At 72.2% G+C, this 14414-nt stretch carries 15 protein-coding genes; 10 read left to right on the top strand and 5 right to left on the bottom strand.

The annotated features are described in order from the left end of the window. The first annotated feature begins 130 nt into the window (after nucleotides 1-130). Nucleotides 131-961 carry a sulfurtransferase gene (locus tag AC0VY3_RS25110; protein WP_475550664.1) on the top strand — a complete coding sequence of 277 codons (831 nt, stop codon included), beginning with the start codon at nucleotides 131-133 and terminating at the stop codon, nucleotides 959-961. Nucleotides 962-1048: 87 nt separating this feature from the next. Here AC0VY3_RS25110 and sepH read toward each other — a convergent pair whose 3' ends face one another. Next, nucleotides 1049-2104, bottom strand: a complete 1056-nt coding sequence (gene sepH / locus AC0VY3_RS25105) for a septation protein SepH (protein WP_103512450.1) — start codon at nucleotides 2102-2104, stop codon at nucleotides 1049-1051. A 496-nt stretch (nucleotides 2105-2600) separates the two neighbouring features. Here sepH and AC0VY3_RS25100 point away from each other — a divergent pair, with 496 nt between their 5' ends. Continuing rightward, nucleotides 2601-3737: a hypothetical protein gene (locus AC0VY3_RS25100; RefSeq protein WP_475550663.1), complete on the top strand. Its 1137-nt coding sequence runs from the start codon at nucleotides 2601-2603 to the stop codon at nucleotides 3735-3737. Nucleotides 3738-3832: 95 nt separating this feature from the next. Here the strand turns inward: AC0VY3_RS25100 and AC0VY3_RS25095 are convergent, their stop codons facing one another. Both AC0VY3_RS25095 and AC0VY3_RS25090 read right to left on the bottom strand, forming a co-directional pair. After that, a complete protein-coding gene (locus AC0VY3_RS25095; protein WP_475550662.1) occupies nucleotides 3833-5152 on the bottom strand; it encodes a D-arabinono-1,4-lactone oxidase in 1320 nt (439 codons plus the stop codon). Next, a complete protein-coding gene (locus AC0VY3_RS25090; protein WP_475550661.1) occupies nucleotides 5112-6356 on the bottom strand; it encodes an MFS transporter in 1245 nt (414 codons plus the stop codon). The genes AC0VY3_RS25095 and AC0VY3_RS25090 overlap by 41 nt, the downstream gene beginning before the upstream one ends. 206 nt (nucleotides 6357-6562) lie before the next feature. Between AC0VY3_RS25090 and AC0VY3_RS25085 the strand changes: the two genes are divergently transcribed. Further along, the gene (locus AC0VY3_RS25085; RefSeq protein ID WP_475550660.1) at nucleotides 6563-7690 is read left to right on the top strand and encodes a ferrochelatase; all 1128 of its coding nucleotides are present in this window, start codon (nucleotides 6563-6565) and stop codon (nucleotides 7688-7690) included. Between the two features lie 36 nt (nucleotides 7691-7726). Beyond that, nucleotides 7727-8527 carry an inositol monophosphatase family protein gene (locus AC0VY3_RS25080; RefSeq protein WP_475550659.1) on the top strand — a complete coding sequence of 267 codons (801 nt, stop codon included), beginning with the start codon at nucleotides 7727-7729 and terminating at the stop codon, nucleotides 8525-8527. Nucleotides 8528-8643: 116 nt separating this feature from the next. Here the strand turns inward: AC0VY3_RS25080 and AC0VY3_RS25075 are convergent, their stop codons facing one another. Beyond that, nucleotides 8644-8817 (bottom strand): hypothetical protein, encoded by a 174-nt coding sequence (locus AC0VY3_RS25075; protein WP_475550658.1) that lies wholly within the window; start codon nucleotides 8815-8817, stop codon nucleotides 8644-8646. A gap of 381 nt (nucleotides 8818-9198) precedes the next feature. On the opposite strand from AC0VY3_RS25075, the gene AC0VY3_RS25070 reads away from it, so the two are divergent. From AC0VY3_RS25070 to AC0VY3_RS25055, 4 genes are all read left to right on the top strand, one after another. Next, nucleotides 9199-9852 carry a response regulator transcription factor gene (locus AC0VY3_RS25070; RefSeq protein ID WP_006128158.1) on the top strand — a complete coding sequence of 218 codons (654 nt, stop codon included), beginning with the start codon at nucleotides 9199-9201 and terminating at the stop codon, nucleotides 9850-9852. A gap of 5 nt (nucleotides 9853-9857) precedes the next feature. Further along, entirely contained in the window at nucleotides 9858-11090 is a 1233-nt protein-coding gene (locus AC0VY3_RS25065; RefSeq protein ID WP_475550657.1) for a sensor histidine kinase, read from the top strand. Nucleotides 11091-11495: 405 nt separating this feature from the next. Next, nucleotides 11496-11792: a DUF4193 domain-containing protein gene (locus AC0VY3_RS25060; protein ID WP_003965732.1), complete on the top strand. Its 297-nt coding sequence runs from the start codon at nucleotides 11496-11498 to the stop codon at nucleotides 11790-11792. 13 nt (nucleotides 11793-11805) lie between these two features. Further along, the gene (locus tag AC0VY3_RS25055) at nucleotides 11806-12768 is read left to right on the top strand and encodes a hypothetical protein (RefSeq protein WP_475550656.1); all 963 of its coding nucleotides are present in this window, start codon (nucleotides 11806-11808) and stop codon (nucleotides 12766-12768) included. A gap of 16 nt (nucleotides 12769-12784) precedes the next feature. Here AC0VY3_RS25055 and AC0VY3_RS25050 read toward each other — a convergent pair whose 3' ends face one another. Beyond that, nucleotides 12785-13243 (bottom strand): DUF3093 domain-containing protein, encoded by a 459-nt coding sequence (locus tag AC0VY3_RS25050; protein WP_475550655.1) that lies wholly within the window; start codon nucleotides 13241-13243, stop codon nucleotides 12785-12787. A 58-nt stretch (nucleotides 13244-13301) separates the two neighbouring features. Between AC0VY3_RS25050 and AC0VY3_RS25045 the strand changes: the two genes are divergently transcribed. After that, on the top strand, nucleotides 13302-13886 hold the full coding sequence (locus AC0VY3_RS25045) for a PaaI family thioesterase (RefSeq protein ID WP_050360243.1): 585 nt from the start codon (nucleotides 13302-13304) through the stop codon (nucleotides 13884-13886). Continuing rightward, a complete protein-coding gene (dut, locus tag AC0VY3_RS25040) occupies nucleotides 13883-14413 on the top strand; it encodes a dUTP diphosphatase (RefSeq protein ID WP_030080026.1) in 531 nt (176 codons plus the stop codon). Before AC0VY3_RS25045 ends, dut begins: the two co-directional genes overlap by 4 nt. The last annotated feature ends 1 nt before the right edge of the window (nucleotide 14414 follow it).

Raw genomic sequence — 14414 nt, 5'->3', positions numbered from 1 at the left:
CCCCCGACGCGGGAGGCGCACCGGCCGCGCCGCGTCGTCCGGGTTCTCGACGAAGGACGGCCGGATTCCCGACGGCCGCTCCTTCCGATGCTGTTACGGGCGCCGGTTCCGCTGCGCGAGGATGGCACCCATGAAGCCCATCATCACCGCATCCGAATATGCGAGCGAGTCGGCCGGAGCGCGGCCGCCGGTGCTCCTGGACGTCCGCTGGCAGCTCGGCGGCCCCCACGGCCGCCCCGACTACGAGGCCGGTCATCTGCCCGGCGCGGTCTACGTCGACCTCGATACGGAACTGGCCGCTCCGGCGGGCGACGGCGGCCGCCACCCGCTCCCGGACCCGGAGGCCTTCGGAGCCGTGATGCGCCGGGCCGGGGTCGGCCAGGACACCCCCGTCGTGGTGTACGACGGCGGACAGGGCTGGGCCGCGGCGCGCGCCTGGTGGCTGCTGCGCTGGACGGGACACGGAGACGTGCGGGTCCTGGACGGTGGCCTCCCCGCCTGGACGGGCGAGCTCTCCACCGAGACCCCGCGCCTGGTCGAGGGCGATTTCCGGCCGAAGCCGGGGGCTCTGCCCACGCTGGACGCGGAAAGTGCGGCGGCCTTCGCCCGGTCGGGTCTGCTGCTGGACGCGCGCGCGGCGGAGCGCTACCGGGGCGATGTGGAGCCGATCGACCGCGTCGGCGGCCATATCCCCGGCGCCGTCTCCGCACCGACCACGTCGAACGTCGACGCGGACGGGCGCTATCTCCCGGCCGAGCGGCTCGCCGAGCGGTTCGCCGGGCTGGGTGCGGCGGACAGCACCGAAGGCGTCGGGGTCTACTGCGGATCCGGGGTCTCCGGCGCGCACGAGGTGCTGGCCCTGGAGATCGCGGGCTTCACCGGTGTCCTCTACCCCGGCTCCTGGTCCGAGTGGTCCTCGGACCCCTCCCGGCGGGTCGCCACGGGCCCCGAGCCCCAGTAGTCCCGCCGCACGACGGGCGGGCGGTAAGGCAGCGGGGTCCGTACGCGAACGCGAACGGACCCCGCTGCCACCGGTCGTCATTCCCGGTCAGTCCTGCTTCTTGCGCCGGGTGCCGAAGACGATCTCGTCCCAGCTCGGCACGGCCGCCCGGCGGCCCGGCCGGACTCCGTCCGCCTCGGCCTGACGGTCCGTCGTCCCGGTCAGCCGGTCGCGGTGGCCGGCCACCGCCCGGGGCATCAGCACATCCGCGTACGCCGACCCCGCACCCGCCGAAGCGGCGGCGGGCGGTTCGTCCGCCTCCGCCTCCTCCGCCGGTTCCAGCGCGGGCGGTTCGGGCTGCGTGGGCCGCTCCGGGACGACCATGTCGCCACGGAAACTCGGCACCGCCTCCAGCAGGCTGGTCAGCGAGTCGCGCTCACCGGCCGAGGCACTGCTCACATACTCCTCGGGCTCGGCGGCGGCCGGGGCGGGCCGCTCGATCTGCCGGTCGAGGCTCCGGTCCAGCGGCCGGTCGCGCGGCAGCCGGGCGATCCGGGGCACGAACGGGAAGCTGGGCTCGGGCGCGGCGACGTCGTCGGTCTCGCCGATCAGCGAGCGCGCCTCGTCGTCCACGGCCTGGACCAGCCGCCTGGGCGGGTCGTACGTCCAGCTCGCCGAGTGCGGTTCGCCCGCGACCCGGTAGACCAGCAGGACCTCCCAGGTGCCGTCGTCGCGGCGCCACGAGTCCCACTGGACGGTTTCCTTGTCGGCGCCGCGCAGCAGGAGACGCTCCTGCACCGCCTCGCCGAGCTGGGGGCCGGTGTTCTCGCCGGGACGGCGCACAGGAGTCTTCCGGGCCCGCTCGGCCATGAAGGCGCGCTCCGCGAGCACGGGGCCCTCGAAGCGGCGTACACGGTCGACGGGAATGCCCGCGAACTGGGCGACCTCCTCCGCGGAGGCACCGGCCCGTATGCGGGCCTGGATGTCGCGGGGCCGGAGGTGGCTCTCCACCTCGATCTCGATCTGGCCGAGCCGTGCGCGGTCGTTGCGCACGGCGGCACGCAGCCGCTCATCGATCGGAAGCGTGTACTCCGTGCTGTCCGCAGCCTTGAGCACCAGTCGTGTGCCGTCGTTGGAGACGGCCACGACACGCAGTTCGGGCATGGGAACCTCCCGGGTGGTGCCTGCCGACGTCACGTGCGTCGCTGCTTCCGCTAGTCGAGTGTGACCTGCCCGGGTGCAGCCTGTCACAACCTTGCCAAGTTGCCCGGCGTGTCGGGCGCTCGTCCTGGTGCACCACCATGACACGGTTACCCATTGCGGCCCAAAGCAACCGATTTGGGCCGCTCTGTGCAGCAAGCACCCGTGTGCTGCCGTGACGCCCCCGGTTCGAGTGCCGCCCTCGGCCCCCTCCGGTGACTGCGGATTCCCACGTCGGACTCCGCCCCAGGGTTCGTCACAGTACTCCATTCGGGCCACCGGGGTGGAGCGGCGCGCCGCCGAAGTTCTCACCGGACGCGGGAGTTGGGATACCCGGTTCTCCGTGAAATGCCCCTGATGCGTGTTGTGCTTCACACAATCACCGGAAACGGAACTATCCACTTCGCTCATTTGTCCCTTCCTGTTGCATGGTGGGAGAGATGTCAAGCAGGGGCTGGTAATGGTTCAGAAGCCGGAAAGTGACACAGAACCAAAGGAAAGGCGCATAGATCTGAGTCTCCCGCAGGTCGCCGGGAGCGCCGTGGCGGCCGTCGCGGCAGCGGTGGCGGCCTCGCAGCTGGGCGTGTACGGCACGATCGTCGGCGCGGGCGTGATGAGCGTCGTCGCCACCTGTGGCGGCTCGGTCTTCCAGCACTTCTTCCGCCGTACCGGCGAGCAGATCCGCGAGGTGACGGTCCAGGTGACCCACCCGGAGGGCCGCCAGGTGACGGTGCACACCAAGGAGACGACGCCCTCGGCGCACAGATCCGCCGCGCGGCGGTCCGAGCCGGAGCCGGCCGACGACGCCACCACGGTGCTGCCCACGGTCGACCCGGGCACGGTCCCGGAGGTGGTCCCGGACGCGGAGAGCACCCGGTTGCTGAGGCCCGTCGACCCGGACCGTACGCAGCTGCTCGACCTCGGCGACGCGCGGACCCGGATGCTCCGCGTCCCGCCGGCCGATGGTTCCGGCGCCGACGACCGTACGTACGCGATCCCGCGGGCCGACGACCGTACGCAGCTGCTCCCGCGGGCCGGAGCGGGCGAGCCCGTCGCCGACGACGCGTTCGGCGACGGTGTCACCCACGGCACCCGGATGCGCGGCTGGAAGCGTCCCGCGCTCGCGGCGGCCGCGGTCTTCGCCGTCTCCATGGCCGGGATCACCGCGTACGAGGCGATCTCGGGCAGCGACCTCAGCGGCGGCCAGGGCACCACGCTCAGCTCAGTCGTCCGCGGTGGCGGCGACCGGGACCCCGGGCCCGCCGACCCCACGCCCTCCGGGGACACCGGACAGGACAAGGGGGCCGACGAGCGGCAGCCGACCCCCGGCGACGGCACCGGATCGGCCCCCGCGACGGACGGCGGCGACGGCGGCGGCGCGAGCCCGGACCCCGGTACGGGCACGGGCGGTGAGAACCCGACCACCGGGCCCACCCCCACCCCGACGCCCTCCGGCTCCGGCGGCGGGACCACGCCCGACCCGACACCGCCCACCCCGTCGGCCTCCGGCGACGCCGGAACCGGGGCACCCTCGACCGGCACGGGCGTCGCCCCCGGACAGGGCGAGCAGGCCCCGCCCGGCGCCGGCGCCGAGTGACGGCGTACCAGAAGAGGGCACGACACGCATCGGCCCCGGCTCCCTCCCGACCAGGAGGAAGCCGGGGCCGACGGCGTACCGGTGGCCGGCTGGGCTCAGTCGCCGAGCACGCGCCGCAGATAGTCGTTGCCGAACAGGCGGTCCGGGTCCAGCCGGTCGCGCAGCGCGGTGAACTCGCCGAAGCGCGGGTAGACCTCCGACAGATAGGCCGCGTCCCGGGTGTGGATCTTTCCCCAGTGCGGCCGGCCGGCGTGCGCGGTCATGATCCGCTCGACCGCCGTGAAGTACGAGCGGTGGGGCGTGCCCTTGTAGAGGTGTACGGCGAGGTACGCGCTGTCCCGGCCCGAGGCGGTCGACAGGGCCATGTCGTCGGCCGGCGCGGTGCGCACCTCGACCGGGAAGCTGACCTTCAGCGGTGACCGCTCGACCATGGCCTTCAGCTCCCGCAGCGCCGCCATCGCCTGCTCGCGCGGAACGGCGTACTCCATCTCCACGAACCGCACCCGGCGCGGGCTGGTGAACACCTTGTACGGGATGTCGGTGTACGTACGCGCCGACAGCGCCCGGCTGGAGAGCCTGGCGATCGAGGGGATCGTCCGCGGGACCGCGCGGCCGAGCGAACAGGCCACCTGGAAGGCGCCGTTGGACAGCAGCTCGTCGTCGATCCAGCTGCTCACCCGCCCGGGCGGGGCGGCCGGACCGGCGCTGCGGTTGTTGCGCTTGGTGTTGCAGTTGCCGGTGTGCGGGAACCAGTAGAACTCGAAGTGCTCGTTCTCGGCGACCAGGGCGTCGAAGTCCGCGGTGACCCGGTCGAAGGTCATCGGCTCCTCACGGGCCGTCAGCAGGAAGATCGGCTCCACGTCGAGGGTGACCGCCGTGATCACCCCGAGGGCGCCGATCCCGACCCGGGCCGCGGCGAAGATCTCCGGGTTCTCCCCGGCCGAGCAACGCAGCACCGTGCCGTCGGCGGTGACCAGCTCCAGCGCCCGGATCTGCGCGGATATCGACGCCGAGTCGCGGCCCGTGCCGTGCGTACCGGTGGAGGTCGCCCCGGCGATCGTCTGCTCCATGATGTCGCCCATGTTGGTGAGCGAGAGGCCCTCGCGGGCGAGTGCGGTGTTGAGCCGCTTGAGCGGAGTGCCCGCCTCCACCGTCACGGTCATCGCCTCACGGTCGATGTCCCGGATCCCGGTGAGCAGGTCGGGGCGTATCAGCACCCCGTCGGTGGCGGCCGCCGCGGTGAAGGAGTGGCCGGTGCCGACCGGCTTCACCCGCAGGCCGTCCTCCCGGGCCCGGCGCAGCACGTCCGCGAGCTCGTCCACGGACGCGGGGGACTCGGTGCGGGCGGGCCGGGCTGTGACGGTGCCCGCCCAGTTACGCCACGCGCTCGTCGTCCGTGCGTAGGTGTCGGTCATCTTCCCCGCGCCCTCCCGTCGCAGCCGGCCCGGCCAGCCGGCGATACCCCAGGAACGCCACCGCCGCCGCGAGCGCTCCCGCCGCGACGGGCACCGCGTACCCCGCCTTCGCCCCGGCGGCGTCGACCACCCAGCCGGCGGCCGAGGAGCCGAGCGCCACTCCGACGGCGAGCCCGGTACTGGTCCAGGTCATGCCCTCGGTCAGCTTGGTGCGCGGTACGTGCGCTTCGACGAGGGCCATGGTGGTGACCATCGTCGGTGCGATGGCGAGGCCCGCGACAAAGAGCGCCACGGCCAGCAACGGAAGGTTCCCGGCCAGTTGGAGGGGGATCATACTCACGGCCATCGCGCAGACACCCACCAGCCACCTGGTCGAGGGGTTCCCCTTGAGGTGCAGCAGTCCGAACACGGCCCCCGCGAGACACGATCCGAGCGCGTAGACGGCCAGCACCAGGGAGGCCGCGGCCTTGTGGCCGCGCTCCTCGGCGAAGGCCACGGTCACCACGTCCACGCCGCCGAAGATCGCGCCCGTCGCCACGAAGGTGGCCACCAGGACCTGCAGTCCCGGCGAGCGCAGCGCGGAGCCGCCGGTGTGCTGCGACTTCGGGTGCGGCACCGGCTCGGTGGCGCGCTGCGCGGTCAGCCAGAACACGCCGACCAGCAGGAAGGCGGCGGCGATCAGCGGTCCGGCCTCCGGGAACCAGGCGGTGGAGAGACCGATGGAGATGATCGGGCCGAAGATGAAACACACCTCGTCGACGATCGACTCCCACGAGTAGGCGGTGTGCAGATCCCGGCTGGAGCCCCGGTAGATCGCCGCCCAGCGCGACCGGACCATCGATCCCACGCTCGGCACACAGCCCGCGCCCACCGCGAAGACGAACAGCGTCCACTCCGGCGCCCCCTGCTGGGCGCAGATCAACAGACCCGCCACCGCCGCCACCGCCACCAGCGTGATCGGGCGCAGCACCCGGCGCTGCCCGTAGCGGTCGACCAGCCGGGAGACCTGGGGGCCGCAGACCGCCGCCGACATCGCCAGGGTCGCCGAGAGCGCCCCGGCCAGCCCGTAACGGCCGGTGAGCTGGGAGATCATCGTCACGACGCCGATGCCCATCATGGACAACGGCATCCGGCCGAAGAAGCCTGCGGCGGAGAACCCCTTGGTACCGGGGGCGGAGAAGATGACGCGGTAGGGGCTGGGCAAGGGGTACTCCGGTCGTGCCTGTCAGGCGTATAGCTGGCCCATACAGCTTACGGCCGGGCGGATACGCCGGACACCGGATCACGGGGCGGCCCGGGGGAGCGGAAGCAGGTGTACGAGCCCCGGCTTTCGCGGCCTTGTCGCTCTTCCCGACGGGGCGTCGGATGTCGGTTGCCGTCCGGTCACCGGCGGGTGGCAGGATCGACGTCATGTCCGATCTGCGCGATCCCGCTCCCTACGACGCCCTGCTGCTGCTCTCCTTCGGCGGTCCCGAGGGCCCGGACGACGTGGTCCCGTTCCTGGCGAACGTGACCCGCGGCCGCGGCATCCCCGAGGAACGCCTCAAGGAGGTCGGCAAGCACTACTTTCTCTTCGGCGGTGTCAGCCCGATCAACGCCCAGAACCGCGCCCTGCTCGACGCCCTGCGCAAGGACTTCGCCGACCACGGCCTGGACCTCCCGGTCTACTGGGGCAACCGCAACTGGGCCCCGTATCTGACCGACGTGCTGCGCGAGATGACCACCGACGGACACCGCCGGATCGCCGTCCTCGCCACCAGCGCCTACGCCTCCTACTCCGGCTGCCGCCAGTACCGCGAGAACCTCGCGGAGTCGCTGGCCGCCCTGGAGGCCGAAGGCCTGGAGGTGCCCCGGGTCGACAAACTGCGGCACTACTTCAACCACCCCGGCTTCGTGACACCCATGGCGGACGGCGTCCTCGCCTCGCTCGCCGACCTCCCCGAGGACGTCCGCGCGGGCGCGCACATCGCGTTCACCACCCACTCCATCCCCACCTCCGCCGCCGACGCCTCCGGCCCGGTGGAGGCGCACGGCGAGGGCGGCGCGTATGTCGCCGAGCACCTCGACGTGGCCCGGCTGATCATCGAGGCGGTGCGCGAGGAGACCGGCGTCGAGCACCCCTGGCAGCTCGTCTACCAGTCCCGCAGCGGCGCCCCGCACATCCCGTGGCTGGAGCCCGACATCTGCGACCACCTGGAGACCCTGCACGGCGAGGGCGTCCCCGCCGTCGTGATGGCGCCCATCGGCTTCGTCTCGGACCACATGGAGGTCCTGTACGACCTCGACACCGAGGCCACCGCGAAGGCCGCCGAGATCGGTCTGCCGGTCCGCAGGTCCGCCACCGTCGGGGACGACCCGCGCTTCGCCGCCACCGTGCGGGACCTGGTCCTGGAGCGCGCCGCGAGTGAGCGCGGCCGGGCGGTGGAGCGCTGTGCGCTGGGTTCCCTCGGGCCCTCCCACGACCTCTGTCCGGTCGGCTGCTGCCCCGCCAGGGCCCCGAAGCCGGCGGCCGCGGGCGCCGACAGCCCGTACGCGTAGAGCCCTCAGTCCCCGTCGAGCCCCCTGGGAGCACCCGTGACCGACCCCGCCCTGTCCGAACTGCTCGACCTCGCCCTGGAGGCGGCCCGCCGCGCCGGAGCCCTGCTGCGCGACGGCCGCCCGGCCGACCTGGGGGTGGCCGCGACCAAGTCCAGCCCCATCGACGTGGTCACCGAGATGGACATCGCCGCCGAGAAGCTGATCACCGGCTACCTCACCGACTTCCGCCCGGACGACGGCTTCCTCGGCGAGGAGGGGGCCAGCTCCCCGGGCAGCACCGGCATCCGCTGGGTCATCGACCCGCTCGACGGCACGGTGAACTACCTCTACGGCCTGCCCACCTGGGCGGTCTCCATCGCCGCCGAGCGCGACGGCGAGCGGGTCGTGGGCGTCGTCGAGGCCCCGATGCGCCGGGAGACGTATCAGGCGGTCCTCGGCGGCGGTGCGTTCGCGAACGGCGAACCCCTGCGCTGCCGGCCCGCCCCGCCGCTGGACCAGGCCCTCGTCTCGACCGGTTTCAACTACGTCGCCCACGTCCGCGCCCACCAGGCGGACGTCGCCCGGCAGCTGATCCCGAGGCTCCGGGACATCCGGCGCGGCGGCTCGGCGGCCGTCGACCTCTGCGATGTGGCGGCGGGCCGGCTGGACGGCTACTACGAGCGCGGACTGCACCCCTGGGACCTGGCGGCGGGCGACCTCATCGCCCGGGAGGCGGGCGCGCTGACCGGCGGCCGCCCCGGGCTGCCCGCCGACGGCGACCTGACGGTGGCCGCCACCCCGGGCGTCTTCGAGCCGCTGCAGGCCGCCCTCGACGAACTGGGCGCCTGGCACGACTGACAGGCCCCAGGCCCGCGGAAGGCCTGACGAAGGCCCTGACGAGGGTCCTGAGGCCGTCGCACACGCCACGGGGCCCCGGACACCATGACGGTGTCCGGGGCCCCGTGGCATACGGCTCAGACGCTGGTGGCGCCGATTTCCACGCCGTGCTCGGCGGCGAGCCGGCGAAGATCGTCCAGCTCGCCCTGCTCGACGTCCGCGAGGAAGTCGTCGCCGTCCTCGCGCGCCCGCGTGAGGCCGGACTCGGTCGTCTTGATGCGTTGCAGCAGACCTGCGGTGAAAGCGTCCATGATGCGCCCCCTCATCGTGGGTCGGTGGCACGGGGTGTGCCCGGGGTCCCCCGGCCAGGGGAGCCGGAGGAGCGGGTGATCGCGCCGCCGCTCCGGGGAAAAAGGAGCGGGCCGTGGCAGGCCACGTGACAGGCGTGATCGCGGGTGTGAACCCCTCTTCCCCACGCCATGGCTCAGAGAAACCTCAACTGGCCCGGAAGTCCGCCGCTTTCCGGGCGGGGCGCCGCCGGAAGGTCCGGCCCGCCGCCGTCTTACCGCCGGTTTATACGCGTTGCGGGCAGGATGGAGGCGCACAGTCGGCATTGCTGCCCGTGTCCGAGCGGCCCCGCGTGGGCCGCTCGATCTGTGAACCCATCGAAGGACCGAAGGAAGGACTGCGCCGTGCGCGTACTCGTCGTCGAGGACGAGCAGCTGCTCGCCGATGCGGTGGCCACCGGACTGCGCCGGGAGGCCATGGCCGTCGACGTCGTCTACGACGGTGCCGCGGCCCTGGAGCGCATCGGGGTCAACGACTACGACGTCGTCGTGCTGGACCGGGACCTCCCGGTGGTGCACGGCGACGACGTCTGCCGCAAGATCGTCGAGCTCGGCATGCCCACCCGGGTGCTCATGCTCACCGCGTCCGGCGACGTCAGCGACCGGGTCGAGGGCCTGGAGCTGGGCGCGGACGACTATCTGCCCAAGCCCTTCGCCTTCAGCGAGCTGACCGCCCGGGTGCGCGCGCTGGGCCGCCGTACGACGGTGGCGCTGCCGCCCGTCCTGGAGCGCGCCGGCATCAAGCTCGACCCGAACCGCCGCGAGGTCTTCCGCGACGAGGTGGAGATCCAGCTCGCCCCGAAGGAGTTCGCGGTGCTGGAGGTCCTGATGCGCAGCGAGGGCGCGGTCGTCTCGGCGGAGCAGCTGCTGGAGAAGGCCTGGGACGAGAACACCGACCCCTTCACCAACGTGGTGCGGGTGACGGTCATGACGCTCCGCCGCAAGCTCGGCGAACCGCCCGTGATCGTCACCGTGCCGGGCTCCGGATACCGGATCTGAGGACCATGGCCACCACCCCCGAGCCCCCCGCGGCGCCCCCGAAGCCCACCTGGGAGCCCAAGCAGCAGGACCCCTCGTACCCCTGGCTGCGCCCGACCATCCGGATACGGCTCACGCTGCTGTACGGCGGGATGTTCCTGATCGCGGGCATCGTGCTGCTGTCGATCATCTACATGCTGGCCGCGCAGGCGCTGCACGTGGGCAGCGAGCTGCCGTTCGAGATCGTGAGCGGCAAGGTCACCAGCGAGATCTGCGACCTTCCCTCGAACGCCAGCCCGGACGCCTTCAACGCCGCGATGAACGCCTGCGTCAACAATCAGCGCAAGGCGGCTCTGGACACCCTGCTCAACCGTTCGCTCCTCGCCCTGCTCGGCCTCAGCGTCATCGCCTTCGCCTTCGGCTACGCCATGGCCGGACGCGTGCTGTCCCCGCTCGGCCGGATCACCAGGACCGCGCGCCGGGTGGCCGGGACGGACCTCACCCGGCGGATCGAGCTGGACGGCCCGGACGACGAGCTGAAGGAGCTGGCGGACACCTTCGACGACATGCTGGACCGGCTGGAGCGGGCCTTCACCGCGCAGCAGCGGTTCGTCGGCAACGCCTCGCACGAGCTGCGCACCCCGCTGGCGATCAACCGCACCCTGCTGGAGGTCTCGCTCTCCGACCCGGAGGCCCCGCCGGAGCTCCATCAGCTGGGCAAGACCCTCCTGGCCACCAACGAGCGCAGCGAGCAGCTGGTGGAGGGCCTGCTGCTGCTGGCCCGCAGCGACAACCAGATCGTCGAACGCAAACCGGTCGACCTCGCCGAGGTGGCCGAGCGCGCCATCGACCAGACCCGGGCGGAGGCGGTGGCCGGGAAGACCGAGATCCGCGGCGAGCGGGGATCGGCCGTGGTCCAGGGCAACGGGGTCCTGCTGGAGCGGATCGCGCTGAACCTCGTGCAGAACGCCGTGCGCTACAACGTGCCCGAGGACGGCTGGGTGCAGGTCACCACCGAGGTACGGGACGGGCAGGCCCTGCTGGTCGTCTCGAACACCGGCCCGGTGGTCCCGGCGTACGAGATCGACAACCTCTTCGAGCCCTTCAGGCGGCTGCGTACGGAGCGCACGGGCAGCGACAAGGGGGTAGGGCTCGGCCTGTCGATCGCGCGGTCCGTCGCGCGGGCGCACGGAGGCCGTATCATCGCGGAGCCCCGCGAGGGCGGCGGTCTCGTGATGCGCGTCACCCTGCCGGTCTGAGAGGCTGCACGATGTGACTCTGCACCGAATCTTCATGTTCGCTTTGGGCGGAATTTTCAGGACCCGTTCCCGGGCGAGTCGTGTGTGATCGATCACAGAGTCGATTTTCCGACCATCTACGCTCCGTGATCGCGACTCTGTCGGAAAGCCGGTAATCGTCCGGGTTTTCGGGGATCGTTATCACGGGAAGTACACGGGGTAGCGCCTGTGAACTGCGCAGTCGGGACCGTGTACGGTCCCCATCGCCACCCAAGCCGAGCCTCGCCGAGGCGACCGGTTGGGTGTCGATTGAGTAACAGACCTTGATGTGAGGCAAAATCTCCGCCTCAGGTCGGGCACAAGTCCGGCCTCTCACGCGTTACGTGCGCTGAGACACCCGTAGACACCCAAGAGGGGGAGAGCGACATGGCAACGGATTACGACACCCCACGCAAGACCGACGACGACGTGGACCAGGACAGCCTCGAAGAGCTCAAGGCGCGTCGGAGCGACAAGACGGCATCCGCCGTCGACGTCGACGAATTCGACGCGGCCGAGGGACTCGAGCTGCCCGGCGCGGACCTCTCCAACGAGGAGCTGGCCGTCCGGGTGCTGCCCAAGCAGGCCGATGAGTTCACCTGCATGAGCTGCTTCCTGGTGCACCACCGCAGCCAGCTGGCCCGCGAGAAGAACGGTCAGCCCATCTGCCGCGACTGCGACTGAGGTCGAGTCGGCCGTGGCGGGCGAGACACCGTTCCGGAAGCGGCGCCCGTGGCGTCGGGACGGTCGGCAGGCCCATCAGGACGGTACAGGCGGCACAGGCCCGGCAGAAGGCGTTCACGCGTCTGCCGAGCGGTCCGCCGCCCTGCCGGATCACTCCGGCGGCTCCGACGACGAGCGAGGCCGTTGGGCCTCGCTCGAAGTGGCCGGGGCGGCAGCACTGCCGGACCGGGCCGGGGAGCAGGACGAGCAGGACCAGGCGGATCCCACGACCGGGGGTCGCCTGCACGCAGTGAAACGGGGCGTACGCAAGGGCGGGGAGAGCGCAAAGGCACTGGCCGCACAGCTGGCCGACCGCATCATCGACACGGCCCCGCGCGTGCCGGTGCGCGACCTCGCCACCCTGCGGAGGCAGTTCCCCGGGCTGGGGCCCGAGGAGCTGGCCGACAAGCTGGTCACGGGAGCCTGCCGGGGCACCGCGACCGTCGGCGCAGGCATCGGGGCCGCCGCCATGATGCCCGTACCGCCCGCCATGCTCGCCGAGCTGGCGGCGGAGGTGACCGGCGTCGCCGCGATCGAGATGAAGCTCGTCGCCGAGCTCCACGAGGTCTACGGCCTCCGCCCCCCGGGCAATCTCGGCCAGCGCAGCACCGCGTATCTGACGTCGTGGACGGAGGAGCGCGGCATCGACGTCACCCGGCCCACCACGCTCAACGCCGCCCTGGGCGGCCAGATGAAGCGCGAGCTGCGCCAGCAGATCATGAAGCGCATGGCGCGCAATCTGCCCAACCTGATCCCGTTCATGATCGGCGCCACCGTCGGCGCCGTGATGAACCGCCGCGACACCCGCAAACTCGCCGACAAGGTCAGGGGCGACCTGCGCAGGCAGCAGATCCCCTGGGACCGGCTGGCCGCGCTGCCTCCGCTGGAGCAGCCGCTCCACCCGGCCGAGCTGCCCAAGGAGATCGAGGGCCCCTGACCGGCGGGCCGCTGTATCAGGCGGCCTTGGCGCCGCTCAGCGCCGCCGCCAGGCCCTGCGGATCCCGGGTGGAGAGATAGATGTACGGAGTCGGGTCCTCCGGATCCGTGACCTCCACCCGCACCGCCGTCTCCACATAGCCGCGCAGCAGCATGAACGCCCGCGCGTCCGCCCGGTGCGTGCGCCAGGCCCGCGCCTCCTCGGCGTCCAGCGCCTCGGGCTCACCGAGCGCCGAGAGCGGGATCCGGGCGTCGCCGGCGACGAGCGCCCCCGCCACCACCCGGATCCGGGCGGAGCCGTAACTGCTCACCAGGACCGCGGCCGCGGCCGCGCCGCCGACCAGTCCGGCGAGCAGCGGCAGGGTGCCCAGCGGCAGCAGCATCAGAGCACAGGCGATACCGATCCCGAAGGCGATGAACCACCAGGAGCGGGGTGCGGTGAGACGTTCGTCGAAGGGCGCTGCGGAAGGCTGCATGGAACCAAGCTTGGCACGGCGCGACCGGCGCACTGCCGCGCGGGTAAGGTCTGCGCCTGTGAGTGGAACATCAGCAGCTCTGACACCCCCGGCCGACGCCGTCGCGCCGGTCCGGCACCCCGACGCGCCCGCTCCCGGCGAGCTCCTCGGAGCGCACTACGAACACTGTTTCGGCTGCGGCGGGGGACAGCCGCACGGACTGCACCTGATGGCGCGGGCCGGTGAAGGCGTGAGCGTGACCGCCGAGTTCACCGTGCAGCCCGCCCACCAGGGCGCCCCCGGCCTCGCCCACGGCGGTGTGCTCGCCACGGCGCTGGACGAGACCCTCGGCTCGCTGAACTGGCTGCTGCGCACGATCGCGGTGACCGGACGGCTGGAGACCGACTTCGTCCGCCCCGTCCCCGTGGACACCGTGCTGCACCTCGACGCCCGGATCACCGCCGTGCACGGCCGGAAGATCTACTCCACCGCCACCGGCCGGATCGGCGGCCCCGACGGCCCCGTCGCGGTCCGGGCCGACGCCCTCTTCATCGAGGTCAAGGTCGACCACTTCATCGACAACGGCCGGCCCGCCGAGATCCAGGCGGCCATGTCCGACCCCGACCAGGTCAGGCGCGCCCGCGCCTTCGAGGTGAACCCGTGACCCGCAGCCCCGTCGACGTACTGATCCGCCTCCTCGACCCGGACGTGCCGATTCCGGCGTACGGACACCCGGGCGACGCCGGAGCCGACCTGGTCACCACCGAGGCCGCCGAACTCGCCCCCGGCGAGCGCGCGGTGCTGCCCACCGGTGTTTCGATCGCCCTGCCCGACGGGTACGCCGCGTTCGTGCACCCGCGCTCGGGCCTCGCGGCCCGCTGCGGAGTGGCCCTCGTGAATGCCCCAGGGACCGTGGATGCCGGGTACCGTGGGGAGATCAAGGTGATCGTGGTCAACCTCGATCCACGCGAGAGCGTGCGATTCGAACGGTTCGACCGGATTGCCCAATTGGTTGTCCAGCAGGTCGAGAAGGTGCGCTTCCACGAGGTGGCGGAACTTCCCGGCTCGGCGCGGGCCGAAGGGGGCTTCGGGTCCACCGGCGGCCACGCGTCGGTGGACGGCGCCGAGGGCGGGATCACCCACGGTGGGAACAGCTACGCTTCGGTCGTATCCGACCGGGAAGGACAGTGAC

It is taken from the genome of Streptomyces sp. iso_384 (assembly GCF_056172905.1).
The sequence above is the reverse complement of the archived record's forward strand: the minus strand, read 5'-3'. Positions and strand labels throughout refer to the sequence as shown.